Genomic DNA, 19,209 nt, shown 5'->3' on the forward strand with positions numbered 1-19,209 from the left:
GGGCGTGCCCGTGATGCTGAAAGCCGGACAACGAGGTTGGGAGGACGCGCGTGGCACGGACGCAGGCCGGAATCATCGGTGCGGGACCGGCGGGACTGCTGCTGTCGTACCTGTTGCACGCCGAGGGCATCGACGCGGTCGTGATCGAGGCGCGCAGCCGTGAATACGTCGAACGGCGAGTGCGTGCCGGGGTGTGCGAACACCCCACCGTGGAGCTGTTGCGGGAGATCGGGGTCGGGACCCGGTTGGACGCGGAGGGCCTGCCGCATCACGGGTTCTCCCTGCGCTTCGACGGCGAGGACCACCGCATCGCGCTGACCGAGCTGACCGGCAAGGCGATCACCGTGTACGGCCAGCAGGAGATCGTCAAGGACCTGATCGCGGCACACGAGGTGAAGGGGTATCCGGTCGAATTCGAGGTGTCGGACGTGGCCCTGCACGATCTGGACACCGAGAATCCGCGCGTCACCTACCGGGACTCGGCCGGGAACCGGCGCGAACTGGTGTGCGACGTCATCGCCGGCTGTGACGGCTTCCACGGGATCAGCCGGCCGTCCATCCCCGCCGGGGCGATCAGGACCTTCGAACGGGAGTACCCGTTCGCCTGGCTGGGCGTGCTCGCCCGCACCGCGCCCTCCCACGAGGAGTTGATCTACACCTACCACGAGCGCGGATTCGCCCTGCACAGCATGCGGTCGCCCGAGATCACGCGGCTGTACCTGCAGGTGCCGCACGACGAGAAGATCGATGCCTGGCCGGACGAGGAGATCTGGTCGGAGCTCGCGCTGCGCCTGGAAACCGGCGACGAACGTTTCTCGCTGCGGGAAGGCCCGATACTGGACAAGGGCATCACGCCGATGCGCAGTTTCGTCACGGAGCCGATGCGGTACGGGCGGTTGTTCCTCGCCGGGGACGCCGCCCACATCGTGCCGCCGACCGGCGCCAAGGGGATGAACCTGGCCGTCGCCGACGTCACCGTGCTGTCTCGGGCGCTCGTGGAGTTGTTGCGGCACAACCGAACCGAGCTCGCTGAGTCCTATTCGGACATCTGCCTGAAGCGGGTGTGGCGAGCCGAGCACTTCTCCTGGTACATGACCTCGATGCTGCACGTGGATCCGGCCGCGGACGACTTCGGCCGCCGGCTGCAGCTGTCGCAACTGCGCTATACCGCGTCCTCGCGGGCGGCGGCCACCAGCCTCGCCGAGAACTACGTCGGCCTGCCCTTCGCCTGACTGATCGTCAACCTCGAGTTGACGATTGAGAAGCGTCAACCTAAGGTTGACGCATGGATATTCCCGTTCGGCTCGACGACCTCATCGACACCGTCAAGCGCCAGCATCCGGACGAACCACTCGAGCAACTAGCCGACGCCGTGCTCGTCGCGGACCAGGTCGGCGAAGTGGCCGACCACCTGATCGGTCATTTCGTCGACCAGGCCCGGCGGTCGGGCGCATCCTGGACGGACATCGGCGCCAGCATGGGTGTTTCGAAACAGGCCGCGCAGAAACGCTTCGTACCCAAAGAGTTCTTCGCGACCGGCGAAGGGGAGATCACCTTCAACCGGTTCACCGAACGTGCCCGGCACGTGCTCACCCAGGCCGAGCGGTCCGCTCGCGGGGTGGGCAACGACCAGATCGACACCGAGCACATCCTGCTCGGCCTGGTCGGCGAGCGGGAGGGGCTGGCCGCCAAGGCACTGGAGAAGCTGGGGGCCACTCCCTCGGAGCTCGGTGAACGGATCACCGCCGCGCTGCCGCCCGCCGTGGAGCGGGTGCCGGAGCGGATCCCGTTCACCGGCCGCAGTCGCAAGGCGCTCGAACTGACCGTCCGCGAAGCCCTGCGCCTCGGGCACAACTACGTCGGCACCGAGCACATCCTGCTGGCCCTGCTCGAACAGGGCGAAGGGCCGGCACACGAGATCCTCGCCGGTCTCGGCGTCACCAAGGACGCCGTGGACCGCGAGATCCGCGCGTTCCTCAAGCACATGTTCCCCAACGCGTGACGCGCCCTGCGCCGATTCCAACGGCGCGCCGTGAGGGGTCCCCTCACAGCCCTATCGACCAGGGCCCCGGCAAAGTCGGGTCGGGTCGGCGGTGCGCGGCGCCCCTTCCGCCGGGCGAGTCCCACCCTCCGGCGCTTATGCCCCACGCCGGGGCCGGGGCGGGATGCCCTGAAGGTCGCCTTCAGGGTCATCAACGCCCTCAAGGCCACCTTGAGGGCACGCCCCTGGTCCCGGGAGTGCCGTTCCCCTGTCACTGCCGTGAGGGGGTCCCTCACGAACGCGATCAGGCGGGGCTTTCGGTGCGGTCCTCGGTGGCCCAGGCGGTGTGGAACGAGCCCTCCCGGTCGACCCGCCGGTAGGTGTGCGCGCCGAAGAAGTCGCGCTGTCCCTGTACCAGTGCGGCGGGCAGGCGCTCCGCGCGCAGGCCGTCGTAGTACGCCAGCGCGGTGGAGAACCCGGGCGTCGGGATGCCCAGCCGGGCCGCAGTGGACACCACCGAACGCCAGGAGTCCTGCGCCTCCTCCACGGCCTTGCGGAAGTCGCCCGAGGTAAGCAGCGTGGGCAAGCCGGGCTCGGCGGCGTAGGCGGCGCGGATGTCGTCGAGGAACTTCGCCCGGATGATGCAGCCGCCGCGCCAGATCGAGGCGAGCGCGCCCAGGTCGATGTCCCAGCCGTACTCGGCGCCGCCTGCCTGGATCTGGTTGAAGCCCTGCGCGTAGGCGACGATCTTCGACGCGTACAGCGCGTGCTCGACGTCGTCGGCGAAGCGCTCGGCCTCGGCACCCGTCAGCGGGGTCCGGACCGGACCCGGCAGCCCCCGGCTCGCGGCCCGCAGGCCCGCACTGCCGGACAGGGACCGCGCGAACACGGCCTCGGCGATACCGCTGATCGGCACCCCGAGGTCGAGGCCGATCTGCACGGTCCAGCGGCCGGTGCCCTTCTGCTCGGCCTGATCGGCCACGATGTCCACGAACGGCTTGCCGGTGGCGGCGTCCACGTGCGCGAGGACCTCCGCGGTGATCTCGATCAGGTACGAGTCCAGGCGCCCGGTGTTCCAGGTGCGGAACACGTCCGCGATCTGGGCCGGCTCGTAGCCGAGTGCGCCGCGCAACAGGTCGAAGGACTCCGCGATGAGCTGCATGTCGGCGTACTCGATGCCGTTGTGCACCATCTTCACGAAGTGCCCGGCCCCGTCGGGGCCGATGTGGGTGCAGCACGGTGCGCCGTCCACTTTGGCCGAAATGTCCTCGAACAGCGGGCCGAGGGACTGGTAGGACTCCACGGACCCGCCCGGCATGATGCTCGGCCCGTGCAGGGCGCCCTCTTCACCACCGGAAACGCCCGTCCCGACGAAGTGCAGTCCGCGTTCGCGCAGCGCGGCCTCCCGGCGGCGCGTGTCCGCGAAGTGCGCGTTGCCGGCGTCGACGATGACGTCGCCCTTCTCCAGCAGCGGCGCGAACTCCTCGATCACCGCGTCGGTCGCGGCCCCGGCCTTCACCATGATCACGATCTGGCGCGGGCGTTCGAGCGCGTCGACGAACTCCTGTGCGGAGTAGGTCGGAATGAAGTCACCCTCGTCGCCGAACTCGGCCACGAGGTCGCGCGTCCGCTGCTCGGACCGGTTGTGCAGCGCGACCGTGTGCCCGTGCCGTGCCAGGTTCCGGGCCAGGTTGCGGCCCATCACCGCCAGGCCGGTCACGCCGATGCTCGCCTTCTTGCTCATAGCCTGCCTTCCGTCTTGGCCTATCCGCACACTAGCGCGTTGTGGGGTTCGTCCTGGTGCACGCCGTAACTGGCGTTCCGGCCGGTTTCTTGGGATCATTCCGCTGGCGGTGTGCGCGATCGGGTGGAAAACGGGTACGGACTTCGGTACGGTCGGCGACTTACGATCATGGACGACAGCGGAATGGGATGGCACCGGGAAGTGAGCAATGGCTAGTACCGTCACCTCCCGACGCAAGGCACTCGGCAACGAACTCCGGCACGCCCGTATCGCGGCCAAGATGACCCAGCAACAGGTCGCCGAGGTGCTCGGCTGCACCCAGGGCAAGGTCAACAAGATCGAATCCGGTGCGGTGGGCGTCAAACTCGGCGACGTGCGGGCGATGCTCGACGCCTTCGGCATCAACGGCGACGAGTCCGAGACGTTGATGAACCTGGCTCGCGCCGCCGCGGGCCAGCGCGGGCACTGGTCCGGTTACCGCTCGGTGGTGCCGCACTGGTTCCGCACCTTCACCGACCTGGAACCGGCCGCCGTCGAGATCATGACCTGGACCGGTGAGCGCATCCCGGGCCCGCTGCAGTCCGAGCACTACATGCTCAAGCAGTTCACCGAGTTCGGCGCCACCGACGTCACATCGCTGGTGCGCAACCGGTTGGACCGCAAGGCGGTCTTCGACCAGCCGCAGCCCCCGTACTACCGGTTCATCCTCAGCGAGGCCGCCCTGCGGCGCGCGCCGGGCGGGCACGCACCGGCCGTGATGCTGGACCAGATCGAGCACCTGATGGAACTCGACAAGCGTCAGCGGGTCTACATCCACGTGCTGGAGTTCGACGCCCGCCTGGCCGCGGTGCCGAACGACTTCACGATCATGCGTTTCGCCGACCGGACGCGGGATTTCGTCTACATCGAGCATTCCGCGGGCGGCATCTACCTCGACGACCAGAAGGACTTCCAGCTCTTCGTGGACGCGTGGGACAGGCTGCGCGGTGCGGCACTGGAACGCCAGGAGACGCGAGAGTTCCTCAGGAAGACGGCCGAGCGCTACCGGGCCGACATGTCACGCTGAGCCGTCCGGCTCATCTACCGGGACCTGAGCAGGGCGAATTCGAGGTGGTACCACCAGCCGCTGCGCTGCCTGCGGTAGGCGCTGATCAGGTTGGCACGTCGGCGTTCCACGGCCTGCTCGCCGTCTTCGCCGTGCGGGTGGCGGCGGCCGTGGGTTTCGGTGTTGCCGATGCGGACGGTCATCTGGGAAATCCCTTCAGTCGCCGGTTCCGTTCAACACGAGGCAGCATTCGCAGGGCATTCCGGCGCCCACGGGGAGCCATTCGATCTCCGGCAGGCCGAGCTCGGCCCCGCAGCAGGCGGTGATCGAGCCGTAGAGCACCGCGCCGGGTTCCAGGCGGAACAGGTGCGCCTGACGGCGGGCTTCGCCGACGACGCCGCGAGCGGGACGGCCCACCATGGTGAGCGCGGTCGGCCAGTCCTCCCGCAGGTACCAGACGGCCGTGGCGTCGTCGTCGGCGAGCAACCAGGTGAGCATCCGTTCGAGTGCGTCGTGGGGCGAGGCCGCCCGGGCCGCCTCTTCCTGGCCGTGCACCCGCCCGACGACCATGAACGGCAAGAGCGTGGCGAACGGTGCGAAGGCGCGGCGCGGTGGTGCTTCTTCGCGCGGCAGCGCAACGGCAACGGCGCCGCCCGCGTCTACTCCGGGCAAGGTGCACCTCCGCGACGAGGTCGGCTGGGGTTCCAACGGCGGTCGGTCCAGCGCTGGCCCCGACCGACGTGATTAATCCTACTACTGGAATAATCCTGCTGTCGAGTGGTCAAGGATTAGATCACTCGGCCGGACCCTGGCCGGGCCGGAAAAGTCGGGGGCTCGCTCGTTTCAGCAGATCACGGGCATGGCCGGAAGAGCACGGAGGTAGCACCTATGGCGGAACACCCGCGCCGGCTGGATTACGATCCGGCGACGGCGGGCGCGCTGTTCGACGAGGAAAAGTGGGAAAAATCCTTCGCCAGCGAACCGAACGGCGGCAACTGTGTCGAAGTCAACACGGGGACCGCGGGGGTTATCGGCGTGCGCGACACGAAGCTGGCGGACAGTCCGGTCTTCGTCTTCGACGCCGGTGAGTGGGAAGCGTTCCTGGTGGGGGTCAAGGCCGGTCAGTTCGATCTGACCCGCTGACGCGATTACTCCGTATCGTGTGTTATTGACCACAGGTGTGCTGTGTGCGTGAACGGCCGTGAGGGGATCCCCTCACGGCCGTTTTCCTTCCCATCCTCGAGAAAGTGGCCCGGGCCGGTTGTTCAGTTGCTGCCGGGACCGCCGGGCCCACCGCCGGGGAAACCGCCCTGGTTGCCGCCCTGCCGCGACAGGGTGGAGTCGGCGATGGTCAGCGCCGTCGCGGTGCTGCCCGAAACCTTCGCGATCACCGTCACCGAGGAGCCGGTGGCGAGGTTGTTCGCCTTCTCGGTACTGGAGTCGATCGTGTAGGTCTGGGTGTAGTCGTCCTTGCTCTTCACCGTGATCGAAGTGGCGCTGAGCGCGCTCACCTCACCGGTCTGCAGCCGTTCGGTGACGTAGCCGCCGTTCTGCGAGATGGTGAAATCGCCGTGCAGCGCCGAAAGCAGGGTGGACGCCGCGCCACCGTTTCGGCCGCCCATCGGACCGCCGAAACCGCCGGGACCGCCCGTCCTGCCCATGCCGCCCTGCCCGTTGGCGCTGTTCGCCGAGGCACCCGCGTAGATCGCCACCCCGCCGACGGCGACGATGGCCACCGCGACGCCCGCCGCGATCGCGGTCTTCTTGCCGGACCACTTCGGCGTGGGGGGTTGCGGGTCGCCCCACGCCGGGGGAGCCTGCGGTGTGGTCGTCGGCTCGCTGCTCATGGTTTCCTCTCCAGAAGTGTTCGGCGCCCTGCCACGACCAGGTTGTTGACGCTGCCTGTGTACAGGCTGTGCGCTCGATGGGCGCGGCCTGTGCACCGGCGCCGCACAGGAAACGCACAGCGTTCTTTCAGGCGGTGCCTACCCGCCTGACCGAGGATGGCACCATGACCAGCATGAACGCCGGCCAGAACAAGGCCGATCTGCAGCACGCCGACGGTTCCCCGGTCCGCGTCCTCGTCGTCGACGACGAGGTGACCCTCGCCGAACTGGTGTCCATGGCGCTGCGCATGGAAGGCTGGGACATCCGCAGCGCGGGAACCGGGAGCGAAGCCGTCCGGATCGCGCGCGACTTCCGCCCCGACGCGGTCGTGCTGGACGTGATGCTGCCCGACTTCAGCGGGCTCGAAGTGCTCGGCAAGATGCGGGCCGAGGCGCCGCAATTGCCCGTGCTGTTCCTCACCGCACGCGATGCGGTGGAGGACCGCATCGCCGGCCTCACCGCCGGCGGCGACGACTACGTCACCAAGCCGTTCAGCCTCGAAGAGGTGGTGCTGCGGCTCCGGGCGCTGCTCCGGCGCTCGCGCGTGGTCTCGGCGAACGAGGGTTCGTCGCTGGTGGTGGGCGATCTGACTCTCGACGAGGACAGTCGCGAGGTGTTCCGCGGCAGTGAGCCCATCTCCCTCACCGCGACGGAGTTCGAGTTGCTGCGGTTCCTGATGCGCAATCCGAAGCGGGTCCTGTCGAAGGCGCAGATCCTGGACCGGGTGTGGAGCTACGACTTCGGTGGTCAGGCGAACATCGTCGAGCTCTATATTTCGTACCTGCGGAAGAAAATAGACGCGGGCAGGGAACCGATGATCCACACCATGCGCGGCGCGGGGTATGTCCTCAAACCAGCAACCTAGCCGCCGGCGCTCCACCCGTTTCCTGCCCTCCTCCCTGCGCGGGAAGCTGATCGCGCAGGTCATCGTGCTGCTCGCGGTGGTCTGCCTGGTGGTCGGTGCGGTCACCGAACTGGCCCTGCACGGCTTTCTGCTCCACCAGCTCGACAACCGGCTTTCAGCGGCGAGCGAGCGCGGTATCCGCCCGCCGCCCAGCGGCGCGACCTCCCAGCCGGGAAAGGAACATCCGCCGGAAGCCCTCCGCGTGCCCGGTCAGGGCATCGGCACGCTGAACGTGGCCGTGGATCCTGCCGGTGGCGTGCACGCCGGCGTCTTGAAGGGCGCTCCGGCCCAGGGGGAGCACGAGGCCGAAGGCGAGGGTGACCGGTTCCCGAGCGAAGCGGTGCCCCAAGCGCAGCTGCACCTCCTGGTGAACCTGCCCACCGACGGCCGCAGCCGCAGTGTCGACCTCGGTCCGCTCGGCGAGTACCGCGTCATGTCCGTCCACGCCCGCGACGGCGGGATCCTGATCACCGGGCTGCCACTGGCCGACGTCACCGCGACGCTGTGGCAGCTGGGGCTGATCTTCGGCGGGGTCGCGCTCGGCGGGCTGCTGCTCGCGGGCGCGGTCGGCGCGGCGACCATCCGGCGCACCATGCGCCCGCTGGACCGCCTCGCGCGGACCGCCGCGCAGGTTTCGGAGCTGCCGCTGGACCGGGGCGAAGTCGCACTGTCGGTGCGGGTGGCCGAAGTGGACACCGATCCCGGCACCGAGGTCGGCAAGGTCGGCGCCGCGCTCAACCGCATGCTCGAACACGTCGCGAGCGCGTTGAAGGCACGGCAGGAAAGCGAGAGCCGGGTCCGGCAGTTCGTCGCGGACGCCAGTCATGAGCTGCGCACGCCGCTGGCGGCCATCCGGGGCTACGCCGAACTCACCCGCCGCAGCGGCGAGCAGGTGCCGTCCGACATCGAGTTCGCGATGAGCCGCGTGGAGTCCGAATCCACCCGGATGACCACTCTCGTCGAGGAGTTGCTGCTGCTGGCGCGCCTGGATTCCGGGCGGCAGCGGGTGCACGAGCCGGTGGACCTGACCCGGCTGGTGATGGACGCGGTCGCCGACGCGCAGGCCACGGGCCCCGGACACCGCTGGCTCCTTGAGGTGCCGCCGGAGCCGATCACCGTGATCGGGGACGCCGACCAGCTGCACCAGGTCGTGATCAACCTGCTGAACAACGCCAGGACACACACCCCGGCGGGCACCGGGGTCACCACCGCGTTGTCCATTGTGGACGACCGGGTTCGGCTGACCGTGGTGGACAACGGCCCCGGCATCCCCCGGGAAGTGCTGCCCGAGGTGTTCGAACGCTTCGCCCGCGGCGACACCTCGCGCTCCCGCGCGGCCGGGAGCACCGGGCTCGGGCTGGCCATCGTGGCCGCCGTCGTGGCGGCGCACCATGGCGAGGTGAGCGTCCGCAGCCGCCCCGGTGCCACCGAGTTCGTGGTCCGGCTGCCGCGGGCGAAGGACGCGGACGAACCCGCGCGCGCCACCGCGCCCTAGCCGGTTTTCGCTGTTCGCCGCCCCGATGAGCGGTGCGTCACCAAATCTTCCGCTCCGTGGTGAAGGGCTCACAGCGTGCGCACAGCTTCACCACATCACTGACACAACGCGTGCCGCGACGGTAGTGGCATGACGACCTCCGCAGACGCTTCCCCCGCAGCGCCGCGGGCCCGCTCCGCCGATGGCACGGCACCCCCCGTACTGGACGTGGTCATCCCCGTGTACAACGAGGAAAAGGATCTCGCTCAATGTGTAGACCGGTTGCACCGCTACCTTCGTGAGTCGCTTCCCTATCCCTTTCGCATCACGGTCGCGGACAACGCCAGCACCGACGAAACCCTGGCCATCGCGAACCGCCTCGCCGCCGAACGGGACGAGGTCGAGGTCGTCCACCTGGCCGAGAAGGGCCGGGGCCGGGCGCTGAAGGCGGTGTGGTCCGCCTCCGACGCGCAGGTGCTGGCCTACATGGACGTGGACCTGTCCACCGATCTCGCCGCGTTGCTGCCGCTGATCGCCCCGCTCATCTCCGGGCACTCGGACCTGGCCATCGGGTCGCGGCTGGCCCGCGGCGCCCGCGTGGTGCGCGGACCCAAGCGCGAGTTCATCTCCCGCTGCTACAACCTGATCCTTCGCGGCACGCTCGCCGCGAAGTTCTCCGACGCGCAGTGCGGGTTCAAGGCGATCCGCGCCGACGTCGCCCGGCGGCTGCTGCCGCTGGTGGAGGACACCGGCTGGTTCTTCGACACGGAACTGCTCGTGCTCGCCCAGCGTGCCGGGCTGCGGACCCACGAGGTGCCGGTGGACTGGGTCGACGACCCGAACTCCTCGGTGCACATCGTGTCCACGGCCACCGCGGACCTCAAGGGGGTGGCGCGCATGATCCGGGCCTTCGCCAAGGGAACACTGCCGATCAGCGAGATCCGCGCCCAGCTCGGCCGCGCGCCGATCGGGGTGTCCACCCCCGGAGTCCCGCCCAGGCTGGCCACCCAGTTGGTGCGTTTCGCCGCCATCGGCGTGGGCAGCACGCTGGCGTACCTGGTCCTGTTCCTGCTGCTGCGCCTCGGCATGGGGGCGCAGGCGGCCAACCTGATCTCGCTGCTGCTCACCGCCGTGGCCAACACCGCGGCCAACCGCCGGTTCACCTTCGGCGTGCGCGGTACGGCCGGGGCCGGTCGGCATCAGTTCGAGGGGCTGATCGTGTTCGGTCTCGGGCTGGCACTGACCAGCGGATCCCTCGCCCTGCTGCATTCCGCCGCGGAACCGGGCAGGCTCTCCGAACTCGTGGTGCTGGTGCTGGCCAACCTGGCCGCGACCGTGCTGCGCTTCCTGCTGTTCCGCAACTGGGTCTTCCGAAAGAACCGATAGGAGAATCACGCAGATGACGACTGCGTCCGCCGCACCGCCCCGTACCGCTGGGGCTGGCCCCGTCGCAGCCGCCTGGCAGGCGGACCGGCCACGGTGGGTCCGCCCCGCCGTAAGCGTCCTGCTGCTCGCGACGGCTGCGCTGTACCTGTGGAACCTGAGCGCATCCGGCTACGCCAACGACTTCTACGCCATGGCCGTGCAGGCCGGCACGAAGAACTGGGTTTCGCTGTTCTTCGGATCGCTGGACCCGGGCAACACCATCACCGTCGACAAGCCCCCGGCTTCCCTGTGGCTGATGGCGCTCTCGGGCCGCATCTTCGGGTTCTCCAGCTGGAGCATGCTCATGCCGGACGCGCTGTGCGGGGTGGGATCGGTCGCCCTGGTGTACGCCACCGTGCGGCGGCTGTCCGGCCCGGCGGCCGGCCTGCTGGCGGGCGCCGTGCTGGCGCTGACCCCGGTCGCGGCCCTGATGTTCAAGTTCAACAACCCCGACGCCCTGCTCGTGCTCCTCATGGTCGTCGGGGCCTACTGCACCGTGCGTGCGCTGGAGGGCGCGAGCACCGGCTGGCTGTTGCTGGCCGGGGTGGCGATCGGCTTCGGCTTCCTGACCAAGATGCTGCAGGCCTTCCTGGTGCTGCCCGCGTTCGCGCTGGTGTACCTGGTGGCCGCGCCCGCGTCGCTGGGCAAGCGGCTGTGGCAGCTGCTCGGGGCGGCGGTGGCCGTCGTGGTCTCCGCGGGGTGGTGGCTCGCCGCGGTGGCACTGTGGCCCGCGTCGAGCCGCCCGTACATCGGCGGTTCGACGAACAACAGCGCGCTCGAACTGGCCCTGGGCTACAACGGCCTCGGCCGGATCTTCGGCGGTGACGGCAACCACGCGGGTGGTGGCGGCATGGGCGGCGGGAACGCCATGTTCGGTGGCGCCTCCGGGCTCGGCCGGATGTTCGGCCAGTCCTTCGGAACCGAGATCTCCTGGCTGCTGCCCGCCGCGCTGATCGCGCTCGTCGCGGGACTGTGGTTCACGCGCTACGCACCGCGCACGCACCCGGGCCGGGCGTCGCTCCTGCTCTGGGGCGGCTGGACCGTGGTCACCGGCCTGGTGTTCAGCTTCATGAACGGGATCATCCACCCGTACTACTCGGTCGCGCTGGCGCCCGGGATCGCCGGGCTGATCGGGGTCGGCTCGGTGGAACTGTGGCGGGGCAGGCACAACTTCCCGGCCAGGATCGTGCTCGCCCTGATGGTCGCGGCCACCGGGATCTGGGACTTCATCCTGCTGGACCGTGACTCCTCGTGGCTGCCATGGCTGCGGTACCTGGTGCTGGTGCTGGCCGCGCTCGTGACCGGCGCGCTGCTCTTCGGCGCCGACCGGCTGCGCCGGGCCGGTGTGGTGCTCGCCGCCGCCGCCGTCGTCTCCGGGATGCTCGGTTCGACCGCTTACGCGATCACCACCGCGAGCACGGGCCACACCGGGTCGACCCCGGCCTCCGGTCCCGGAACCCGAGGCGGATTCGGCGGGATGGGCGGTGGACCCGGCGGCGCCGGTGCCGGTCGCGGCGACGGCCAGGGGCAGACCAGCAGCGCGGTGATCGCCTTGTTGAAGGCCACCACGACCAAGTGGGCCGCCGCGACCAACGGATCGCAGGAGGCCGCGGGCCTGGCGCTGAACTCCGACAAGTCCGTGATGGCCATCGGCGGGTTCAACGGCGGCGACCCGGCGCCCACCCTGGAGCAGTTCAAGCAGTACGTCGCCAAGGGGGAGATCACCTACTACGTCTCCGGCGGCATGGGCGGCTTCGGCGGCGACCGCGGCGGCACCGGCTCGATCGCGAGCTGGGTCCAGGACAACTACACCTCGACCACCGTCGGTGGCACGACCGTGTACGACCTGACGAAGCCACTGTCCGGCTCGTGACACGGCCCTTGATACACTGAACTCGGACCCCCGCGGCGTCCATCCTGTGAACCTCCCCAGGGCCGGAAGGCAGCAAGGATAAGCAGGCTCTGACGGGTGCGGGGGTCCCCTTGTCTCCCCTGTTCGCCGCTTCGCGGCTTCCCGGGGAAGGGGCCCCCGATATCACCCGGGGGCCGAGCCCCCGGACCCCCGCGGTGCGAGCTCCTCGCCTTGGGCGAGCGCTGGTGACGTTCCACCCGAACCAGCACTGGCGGGGGCGTTGCCGGGGGGCGGAGCCCCCGGCTCGCCCTGGTGGGCGTGGTTGGGGGGTGGGGGGTGTGGGGCCGGTAGTCTCGGGGGGTGGCTCTGGCTCTTTACCGCAAGTACCGTCCGGCGACCTTCGCCGAGGTCGTCGGACAGGAGCATGTCACCGAACCGCTGCGCACCGCGCTCGCGTCCGGCCGCATCAACCACGCCTACCTGTTCTCCGGTCCCCGCGGCTGCGGGAAGACGTCGAGCGCCCGCATCATGGCCCGCTCCCTCAACTGCGTCGAGGGCCCCACCCCGGACCCCTGCGGCACGTGCAGCTCCTGCCGCGCACTGGCGCCCGAGGGCTCGGGCAGCATCGACGTGACCGAACTCGACGCGGCCAGCCACGGCGGTGTGGACGACGCCCGTGAACTGCGGGACAAGGCGTTCTACGCACCCGCCGAATCACGCTATCGGGTGTTCATCATCGACGAGGCCCACATGGTCACCACGCAGGGATTCAACGCCCTGCTCAAGATCGTGGAAGAGCCGCCGGAACACCTGATCTTCATCTTCGCCACCACCGAACCGGACAAGGTGCTGCCGACGATCCGGTCGCGCACCCACCACTACCCGTTCCGGCTGATCCCGCCGACCGCGATGCGCGAGCTGCTCGAACGCAACGTGGCGGCAGAGGGCGTCCGCGTCGACCCGGCGGTGTACCCGCTGGTGATCCGGGCCGGGGGCGGTTCGGCGCGTGACACGCAGTCCGTGCTGGACCAGCTGCTGGCCGGGGCCGGTCCGGAGGGCGTGGACTACCAGCGGGCCGTGGCGCTGCTCGGCGTCACCGACTCCGCACTGATCAACGAGATGATCGACGGGCTCGCGAAGGACGACGCGGCCGCGGTCTTCGGCACCGTGGAGCGGGTCGCGGAGGCCGGACACGACCCGCGTCGCTTCGCCTCCGACCTGCTGGACCGGCTGCGCGACCTGGTGCTGGTGCGCTCGGTGCCGGACGCGGTGACGCGCGGCCTCGTCTCGGCCCCCGAGGACGAGCTGAACCGGATGGTCGAACAGGCGCAGGGGATCGGGCTCGCCACCCTCACCCGCTACGCCGAGATCGTCCACAATGGACTTGCCGAGATGCGTGGGGCGACCGCGCCTCGCCTGCTGCTCGAACTGCTGTGCGCCCGCATGATGCTGCCCGCGGCCTCGGACGGCGAGGCAGCCCTGCTGCAGCGACTCGAACGGCTGGAGCGCCGGGCCGTCACGGGAGCGCCGATAGCCGAGGCCCCGCGCGCGGCGGAAGTGCCGCGGGCGACCGCCCCCGCCGCACCGAGCGCACCTGCCCCGGCCGCACCGAGCGCACCCGCCGCCTCCGAACGGTTCCAGCGGCCGTCCCAGCGCAGAGCACCGGAACCGGCCGCGCCGGTCGCGTCGGCGGCCGAACCCGTCCGCCCGGCACCGGAACCCGCGCGCCCGGCACCGGCACCGGCCCCGGTCCCCGAGCCGGTCCCGGAGGCACCCCAGCCCACTCAGACCCCGCAGGCCCCGTCCGGCGGCATCGACGCCGCCGCGGTCCGCAAGGCGTGGCCGGGCCTGCTCGCCGCGATCCGCAAGATCAGCCGCAGTACGGAGGCGATGCTGACCAACGCCACCGTGCAGAGCGTCGAAGGCTCGCTGGTGGTACTGGCGCACACCGCGGAGCCGCTGGCACGCCGCCTCTCCGAGCCGCGCAACGCGGACTTCATCGCCGCGGCCCTGCACGAGGTGCTCGGCGGCTCGTGGCAGGTGCGCTGCGTGCACGGCGGCGGGGGCGGCGGCGGTTCGGCGCGCCCGGCCGGACCGGGACCCCGCCCCCAGCCGAGTTCCCCATCGCGGGAAACCCCGGCGCAGCCGCAACGCACCTACCAGCGGCCGACACAGTCCGCGCAGCCCGCACAGCCGACGCAGTCCGCACAAACGGCACCGCCCGCACCGTCGGCGCAACCGGCTCGCCGTCAGCCACCGTCCGAGCCGGACATCCCGCTGCCGCCGGAGCCCGACGACGAGGAGAGCATGCTCGCCGAGTCGGACGTGATGGATCTGCCGCCCGAGGTGGAGACCGATCCCGAAATCATCGCGCACCGGTTGCTCGCCGAGCATCTCGGTGCCCGGCCGCTGGACTGATCACCCGGCCCGCGCTCAATCGGGAACGAGGCCGTGCTCGAAGCTCAGTCGCCCAGGTAGGACAGGATCGCGGCGGTGATCGCGTCCGCGTAGCGCTGCCTGCCGTCCGCGGTGGACATGAGGGCGGCCTCACCGGCGTCGCGCATGTTGCCGCATTCGACCAGTGCGGCCGGCCGCGTGGACAGGTTGAGCCCGGCGAGGTCACTGCGGGGTGCGAGGCCGTCGCTGCCCAGGTAGTTCGAGACGCCGAAACCGGCCTTTCGCAGCCCGTCACGCAGTGCTTGGGCGAGCATGTAGGAGGGCTGTCCCTGCGCGGAGTTGAGCGGCGGGTCCGAATAGGTCACGTGGAAGCCGTGGGCTCCCGCGGCTTCCGAACCGTCGGCGTGGATCGAAACCACCGCGTCGGCGTGGGCCTCGTTGCCGAGGGCCGCCCGCCGGTCCACGCAGGGGCCGACCCCGGTGTCGCTGTCCCGGGTGAACACGACCCGGACGCCTTTCGCGGACAGTTCGCCGCCGACCCGGCGCGCCACGTCCCAGTTGAAGGCGTGCTCGCCGTATCCGGCGTTGGTCGCGGTTCCCGTCGTGTTGCAAGGTTTGGTGGCCCCGCGCCCCGCCGGTACCGGCTTGTTGATCACGCTCGGGTTGGCCGCGTTCCCGCCGTTGTGCCCCGGGTCGAGCACGACCACCATGGCCTTCCCGGCAGGAGTGGCCGAAGTCGCCGGGGCGCTCGTGGCGGGCGCCGGTGAGGAGGTTGTCCGGGACGGCGGAGAGGACGTTTCCGGCTGCTGCGGCACCGCCGCCGCGCCGCCGTCACACGCCGTCAGCAGCGTCGCGCCCGTCAAGATCACCGGAATCACCCGCCATCGCACGGTGCCCACAGTGTCACAGCCCGGCGGGCTAGGCTGGGCGGGAGTGCACATCCCTCAAGGATCGGAAGCGGCAATCATGGTGCAACCCGGTGGAATGCCCGACATGCAGGCCATCCTCCAGCAGGCGCAGCAGATGCAGCAGCAGCTCGTCGCCGCCCAGGAGGAACTGGCGCGTACCGAGGTCACCGGCAGCGCGGGTGGCGGGCTGGTCACCGCGACCGTGACCGGCGGCATGGAGCTCAAGAGCCTCACCATCGACCCCAAGGTGGTCGACCCCGAGGACACCGAAACCCTGGCCGACCTGGTGGTGGCCGCGGTACGGGACGCGAGCAACAACGCCCAGAAGCTCACCGAGCAGAAGCTCGGGCCGGTCGCCGGTGCGCTCGGGGGCGGGGGCCTCGGCGGGCTGGGCCTGCCCGGCCTCGGCTGACCCCGCACACCGCGATCCCCGGGGCCGGTGCCCCGGGGCCTTCGGCGTGGGCGGGTAGGCTGGCCAGGTAGCCGCGCCCCGTCGCCACCGGCGGCGCCCGCGCGCAGGATCGTGACAACCACAGAAGGCGCGCCCAGGTGTACGAAGGTGTAGTCCAGGATCTGATCGACGAGCTCGGCCATCTGCCCGGTATCGGCCCGAAGAGCGCTCAGCGCATCGCTTTTCACCTGCTCGCCGCGGATCCCGCCGATATCGCGCGCCTGCAGGACGTGCTCGGCAAGGTCCGCGAGGGCGTGCAGTTCTGCACGATCTGCGGCAACGTCTCCGAGCAGGAGCAGTGCCGGATCTGCCGGGACACCCGCCGTGACACCTCGATGATCTGCGTGGTCGAGGAGCCGAAGGACGTGCTCGCGGTGGAGCGGACCCGGGAGTTCCGGGGCCGCTACCACGTGCTGGGCGGCGCACTCGACCCGTTGTCCGGGATCGGCCCCGACCAGCTGCGCATCCGCGAACTGATGGCCAGGATCGGCGGCGAGGAAGTCACCGAGGTGATCATCGCGACCGATCCGAACACCGAGGGCGAGGCCACCGCCACCTATCTGGTGCGCATGCTGCGGGACTTCCCCGGTCTCGCCGTCACCCGGCTGGCCTCCGGCCTGCCGATGGGCGGCGATCTCGAGTTCGCGGACGAGTTGACGCTCGGTCGCGCGCTGTCCGGTCGCCGCGCTCTTTGACCGCCGCTTCCCCTGGCGGGTCCCCTCACGGCTCCCCCCGGTTCCGATGACCGTCGCCCGACTCGCGAACGCCGTGCTCGCGGCCCCGCCGCGGCTGGGCCGGGTGCGGGTGGTCGCCGTCGACGGGCCGTCCGGCGCCGGTAAGTCGACACTGGCCGGGTTGCTGGTCGCGGAGCTTCGGCACCGGGGCCGCCGCGTCGCGCTGATCAGCACGGACCACTTCGCCACCTGGGACGATCCCGTGTCGTGGTGGCCGCGGCTGGCCGAGGGCGTGCTCGACCCACTGGGTCGGGGGGAGGCGGGCGCCTACCGGAAGCTGGACTGGACCACCGGCGTGCCGGAGCCGGGCGAGCTGGTTTCCGTCGCGCCGCCCGAGGTGCTCGTCCTGGAGGGCGTTTCGTCGGGCCGGAGGTCGTTCCGGCCGTCGCTTTCGGTGCTGTGCTGGGTGCCCGGCCCGGCCGAGCCGGTACGCCTCGAGCGTGCCGTTCAGCGGGACGGCGAGGCGTCGAGAGAGCGTTTGCGCGAATGGCAGGTGTTCGAGCGGGGTTGGTTTGCCGTTGACCGTCCGGCAACCGACCTTACGCCGAATGGTCTAGTTCTGTCGGCACAAAACGGACATGAAATCGACGTTCCGTAATCGGTTCATACCAACGCGTGGTCATTTCGTGGCCGACGTAGCGCGATCGTAACCTGGCGTGCTTAAGCATCGGCCCGAATGAGGCTAGGGTCGTCGATCACCAACAGGATCCTCAACAAGGAGTTGACATGCTCCCTCGGCGAGTGGCTCGTCTGCGACGACTGGCCCTGATCGGGCTGGCCGGCGCGCTCGCGGTGTCCATGTCGGCCTGTGCCTCGCAGCGCGATTCGGGCGGTAGCGGAGCCAACGACACCCTCGTGTTCGGCGCGGCCGGTCAGCCGAAGAACTTCGACCCGATCTTCAACGACGACGGCGAAAGCTTCCGTCCCGCGCGGCAGATGTTCGACACGCTGATCACCTACAAGCCGGGCACCACGGAGCTTCAGGGCGCGCTGGCGACCGCGTGGACTCCGAGCGCCGACGGCAAGAGCTGGACCTTCACCCTCCGGCAGGGGGTCAAGTTCCACGACGGCACCCCGTTCAACGCCGCCGCGGTCTGCTTCAACTTCGACCGCTGGTACAACATGAAGGGCGCCGCCGCGCAGAGCCAGATGATCTACTACGGCGACGTCTTCGAGGGCTTCGCCCACAACGAGGGCGATGCCAGCGGGAGCCCGGTCTACAAGTCCTGTGAAGCCAAGGACGACCACACCGCGGTCCTCAACCTCAACAAGGCCAAGGGTGCCTTCCCGGACGCGTTCGGCCTGACCTCGCTGTCCATCTCCAGCCCGGACGCGCTGAAGAAGTACAACGCGGACGCGGTGACCCAGAGCGGTGACTCGTTCAGCTACCCGGCCTACGCGACGGACCACCCCACCGGAACCGGTCCGTACAAGTTCCAGAGCTTCGACAAGACCAACAACACCATCACCCTGGTCCGCAACGACGACTACTGGGGCGAGAAGGCCAAGATCGGCAAGCTGATCTTCAAGATCATCCCCGACGAGAACGCGCGGAAGCAGGAGCTGGCGGCCGGCACCATCGACGGCTACGACTACCCGAGCCCCGCCGACTACAACTCGCTGAAGAGCGCCGGTGACCAGGTGCTGATCCGGCCCGCGTTCAACGTCCTTTACCTGGGCATCAACCAGAAGAACAACCCGAAGCTGACCGACGTCCGGGTCCGCAAGGCGATCGAGTACGCGATCAACAAGGACCAGCTGGTCAAGAACAAGCTGCCCACCGGGGCCTACGCGCAGAACCAGCTCCTGCCGAACAACGTGCCCGGCTACACCGACGCCGTCGAGAAGCACAACTTCGACCAGGCGATGGCCAAGCAGCTGCTCAACGAAGCCGGCGCGACCGGCATGACGCTCAACTTCTACGTGCCCACCGAGGTCACGCGGCCCTACATGCCGAATCCGGTGGAGATCGCCTCGGCGATCACCGACGACCTCAAGGCGGTCGGGCTGAACGTCAACGTCGTGCAGGAACCGTGGAACGGCGGTTACAAGGACGACGTGCAGAAGGCGGGCAAGCAGGACCTCCACCTGCTCGGCTGGACCGGTGACTACGCCGACGCGGGCAACTTCATCGGCACCTTCTTCGGACGGCAGAAGGCCGAGTTCGGCTTCAACAACCCGCAGATCTTCTCCGCACTGTCCACTGCGGACGCCCAGGTCACGGCGGACGCCAAGAAGGCGGCCTACGAGCAGGCCAGCGTGCTGATCTCGCAGTACGTGCCCGCGGTGCCACTGGCGTCTTCGCCCCCGGGAATCGTGGTCCGCGCCAACGTGCACAACCTGATCCCGACGCCGCTGACCGACGAGCGCTTCTACACGGTCACCAAGGGGTAAGAACCATTTCGCA

18 protein-coding genes and 1 other RNA gene are annotated in these 19,209 nt (G+C 69.7%); 14 read left to right on the forward strand and 5 right to left on the reverse strand.

What is annotated here, in order from left to right:
• Positions 1–50: 50 nt before the first annotated feature.
• Complete coding sequence (locus ORV05_RS34985; protein WP_268756145.1) at positions 51–1,232, forward strand: 4-hydroxybenzoate 3-monooxygenase; 1,182 nt, start codon at positions 51–53, stop codon at positions 1,230–1,232.
• 53 nt (positions 1,233–1,285) lie between these two features.
• Positions 1,286–2,002, forward strand: coding sequence for a Clp protease N-terminal domain-containing protein (locus tag ORV05_RS34990; RefSeq protein ID WP_268756146.1), 717 nt, complete (start codon positions 1,286–1,288; stop codon positions 2,000–2,002).
• Between the two features lie 283 nt (positions 2,003–2,285).
• Here the strand turns inward: ORV05_RS34990 and gndA are convergent, their stop codons facing one another.
• On the reverse strand, positions 2,286–3,725 hold the full coding sequence (gndA, locus tag ORV05_RS34995; RefSeq protein WP_268756147.1) for an NADP-dependent phosphogluconate dehydrogenase: 1,440 nt from the start codon (positions 3,723–3,725) through the stop codon (positions 2,286–2,288).
• 208 nt (positions 3,726–3,933) lie between these two features.
• Here gndA and ORV05_RS35000 point away from each other — a divergent pair, with 208 nt between their 5' ends.
• Complete coding sequence (locus tag ORV05_RS35000) at positions 3,934–4,791, forward strand: helix-turn-helix domain-containing protein (RefSeq protein ID WP_268756148.1); 858 nt, start codon at positions 3,934–3,936, stop codon at positions 4,789–4,791.
• Positions 4,792–4,805: 14 nt separating this feature from the next.
• Here ORV05_RS35000 and ORV05_RS35005 read toward each other — a convergent pair whose 3' ends face one another.
• Together ORV05_RS35005 and ORV05_RS35010 are read right to left on the reverse strand one after the other, a co-directional pair.
• Positions 4,806–4,973 carry a hypothetical protein gene (locus ORV05_RS35005; protein WP_268756149.1) on the reverse strand — a complete coding sequence of 56 codons (168 nt, stop codon included), beginning with the start codon at positions 4,971–4,973 and terminating at the stop codon, positions 4,806–4,808.
• A gap of 13 nt (positions 4,974–4,986) precedes the next feature.
• Entirely contained in the window at positions 4,987–5,442 is a 456-nt protein-coding gene (locus tag ORV05_RS35010) for a hypothetical protein (RefSeq protein WP_268756150.1), read from the reverse strand.
• 216 nt (positions 5,443–5,658) lie between these two features.
• On the opposite strand from ORV05_RS35010, the gene ORV05_RS35015 reads away from it, so the two are divergent.
• Positions 5,659–5,913: a DUF397 domain-containing protein gene (locus ORV05_RS35015; protein WP_268756151.1), complete on the forward strand. Its 255-nt coding sequence runs from the start codon at positions 5,659–5,661 to the stop codon at positions 5,911–5,913.
• Positions 5,914–6,035: 122 nt separating this feature from the next.
• On the opposite strand, the gene ORV05_RS35020 is transcribed toward ORV05_RS35015, so the two are convergent.
• Positions 6,036–6,617 carry a hypothetical protein gene (locus tag ORV05_RS35020; RefSeq protein ID WP_268756152.1) on the reverse strand — a complete coding sequence of 194 codons (582 nt, stop codon included), beginning with the start codon at positions 6,615–6,617 and terminating at the stop codon, positions 6,036–6,038.
• A gap of 164 nt (positions 6,618–6,781) precedes the next feature.
• Here ORV05_RS35020 and ORV05_RS35025 point away from each other — a divergent pair, with 164 nt between their 5' ends.
• The 6 genes from ORV05_RS35025 (at position 6,782) to ORV05_RS35050 (ending at position 14,730) form a co-directional block, all read left to right on the forward strand.
• Complete coding sequence (locus ORV05_RS35025) at positions 6,782–7,522, forward strand: response regulator transcription factor (protein WP_268756153.1); 741 nt, start codon at positions 6,782–6,784, stop codon at positions 7,520–7,522.
• Positions 7,500–9,056 carry a sensor histidine kinase gene (locus ORV05_RS35030; protein ID WP_268756154.1) on the forward strand — a complete coding sequence of 519 codons (1,557 nt, stop codon included), beginning with the start codon at positions 7,500–7,502 and terminating at the stop codon, positions 9,054–9,056. The genes ORV05_RS35025 and ORV05_RS35030 overlap by 23 nt, the downstream gene beginning before the upstream one ends.
• Before the next feature lie 129 nt (positions 9,057–9,185).
• The gene (locus ORV05_RS35035; RefSeq protein WP_268756155.1) at positions 9,186–10,421 is read left to right on the forward strand and encodes a bifunctional glycosyltransferase family 2/GtrA family protein; all 1,236 of its coding nucleotides are present in this window, start codon (positions 9,186–9,188) and stop codon (positions 10,419–10,421) included.
• Positions 10,422–10,434: 13 nt separating this feature from the next.
• Positions 10,435–12,333: an ArnT family glycosyltransferase gene (locus tag ORV05_RS35040; RefSeq protein WP_268756156.1), complete on the forward strand. Its 1,899-nt coding sequence runs from the start codon at positions 10,435–10,437 to the stop codon at positions 12,331–12,333.
• 19 nt (positions 12,334–12,352) lie between these two features.
• Positions 12,353–12,451: signal recognition particle sRNA small type (gene ffs, locus ORV05_RS35045), an RNA gene on the forward strand.
• A gap of 221 nt (positions 12,452–12,672) precedes the next feature.
• The gene (locus ORV05_RS35050) at positions 12,673–14,730 is read left to right on the forward strand and encodes a DNA polymerase III subunit gamma and tau (protein WP_268756157.1); all 2,058 of its coding nucleotides are present in this window, start codon (positions 12,673–12,675) and stop codon (positions 14,728–14,730) included.
• Positions 14,731–14,774: 44 nt separating this feature from the next.
• Here ORV05_RS35050 and ORV05_RS35055 read toward each other — a convergent pair whose 3' ends face one another.
• Positions 14,775–15,575 (reverse strand): N-acetylmuramoyl-L-alanine amidase, encoded by an 801-nt coding sequence (locus ORV05_RS35055; RefSeq protein WP_407652816.1) that lies wholly within the window; start codon positions 15,573–15,575, stop codon positions 14,775–14,777.
• Between the two features lie 100 nt (positions 15,576–15,675).
• Here ORV05_RS35055 and ORV05_RS35060 point away from each other — a divergent pair, with 100 nt between their 5' ends.
• The 4 genes from ORV05_RS35060 to ORV05_RS35075 all read left to right on the forward strand — a co-directional run bounded on the left by ORV05_RS35060 (position 15,676) and on the right by ORV05_RS35075 (position 19,196).
• On the forward strand, positions 15,676–16,029 hold the full coding sequence (locus ORV05_RS35060) for a YbaB/EbfC family nucleoid-associated protein (protein WP_268756158.1): 354 nt from the start codon (positions 15,676–15,678) through the stop codon (positions 16,027–16,029).
• Positions 16,030–16,166: 137 nt separating this feature from the next.
• Positions 16,167–16,763, forward strand: a complete 597-nt coding sequence (gene recR, locus ORV05_RS35065; RefSeq protein WP_268756159.1) for a recombination mediator RecR — start codon at positions 16,167–16,169, stop codon at positions 16,761–16,763.
• 46 nt (positions 16,764–16,809) lie between these two features.
• A complete protein-coding gene (locus ORV05_RS35070) occupies positions 16,810–17,400 on the forward strand; it encodes a uridine kinase family protein (RefSeq protein WP_268756160.1) in 591 nt (196 codons plus the stop codon).
• A 128-nt stretch (positions 17,401–17,528) separates the two neighbouring features.
• Positions 17,529–19,196, forward strand: a complete 1,668-nt coding sequence (locus ORV05_RS35075; protein WP_268756161.1) for an ABC transporter substrate-binding protein — start codon at positions 17,529–17,531, stop codon at positions 19,194–19,196.
• Positions 19,197–19,209 lie beyond the last annotated feature (13 nt).

This window comes from Amycolatopsis cynarae (genome assembly GCF_026802195.1).
Taxonomy (GTDB): Bacteria; Actinomycetota; Actinomycetes; order Mycobacteriales; family Pseudonocardiaceae; genus Amycolatopsis_E; species Amycolatopsis_E rhizosphaerae.

What these genes read in the sequence shown, in the direction of transcription:
- ORV05_RS35040 (WP_268756156.1), top strand. Translation starts at nt 10,435, where the DNA reads ATGACGACTGCGTCCGCCGCACCGCCCCGTACCGCTGGGGCTGGCCCC.
- ORV05_RS35015 (WP_268756151.1), top strand. Translation starts at nt 5,659, where the DNA reads ATGGCGGAACACCCGCGCCGGCTGGATTACGATCCGGCGACGGCGGGC.
- ORV05_RS35025 (WP_268756153.1), top strand. Translation starts at nt 6,782, where the DNA reads ATGACCAGCATGAACGCCGGCCAGAACAAGGCCGATCTGCAGCACGCC.
- ORV05_RS35075 (WP_268756161.1), top strand. Translation starts at nt 17,529, where the DNA reads ATGCTCCCTCGGCGAGTGGCTCGTCTGCGACGACTGGCCCTGATCGGG.
- ORV05_RS35005 (WP_268756149.1), bottom strand. Translation starts at nt 4,973, where the DNA reads ATGACCGTCCGCATCGGCAACACCGAAACCCACGGCCGCCGCCACCCG.
- ORV05_RS35060 (WP_268756158.1), top strand. Translation starts at nt 15,676, where the DNA reads ATGGTGCAACCCGGTGGAATGCCCGACATGCAGGCCATCCTCCAGCAG.
- ORV05_RS35020 (WP_268756152.1), bottom strand. Translation starts at nt 6,617, where the DNA reads ATGAGCAGCGAGCCGACGACCACACCGCAGGCTCCCCCGGCGTGGGGC.
- ORV05_RS35030 (WP_268756154.1), top strand. Translation starts at nt 7,500, where the DNA reads ATGTCCTCAAACCAGCAACCTAGCCGCCGGCGCTCCACCCGTTTCCTG.
- ORV05_RS35035 (WP_268756155.1), top strand. Translation starts at nt 9,186, where the DNA reads ATGACGACCTCCGCAGACGCTTCCCCCGCAGCGCCGCGGGCCCGCTCC.
- ORV05_RS35070 (WP_268756160.1), top strand. Translation starts at nt 16,810, where the DNA reads ATGACCGTCGCCCGACTCGCGAACGCCGTGCTCGCGGCCCCGCCGCGG.
- ORV05_RS34990 (WP_268756146.1), top strand. Translation starts at nt 1,286, where the DNA reads ATGGATATTCCCGTTCGGCTCGACGACCTCATCGACACCGTCAAGCGC.
- ORV05_RS35000 (WP_268756148.1), top strand. Translation starts at nt 3,934, where the DNA reads ATGGCTAGTACCGTCACCTCCCGACGCAAGGCACTCGGCAACGAACTC.
- gndA (WP_268756147.1), bottom strand. Translation starts at nt 3,725, where the DNA reads ATGAGCAAGAAGGCGAGCATCGGCGTGACCGGCCTGGCGGTGATGGGC.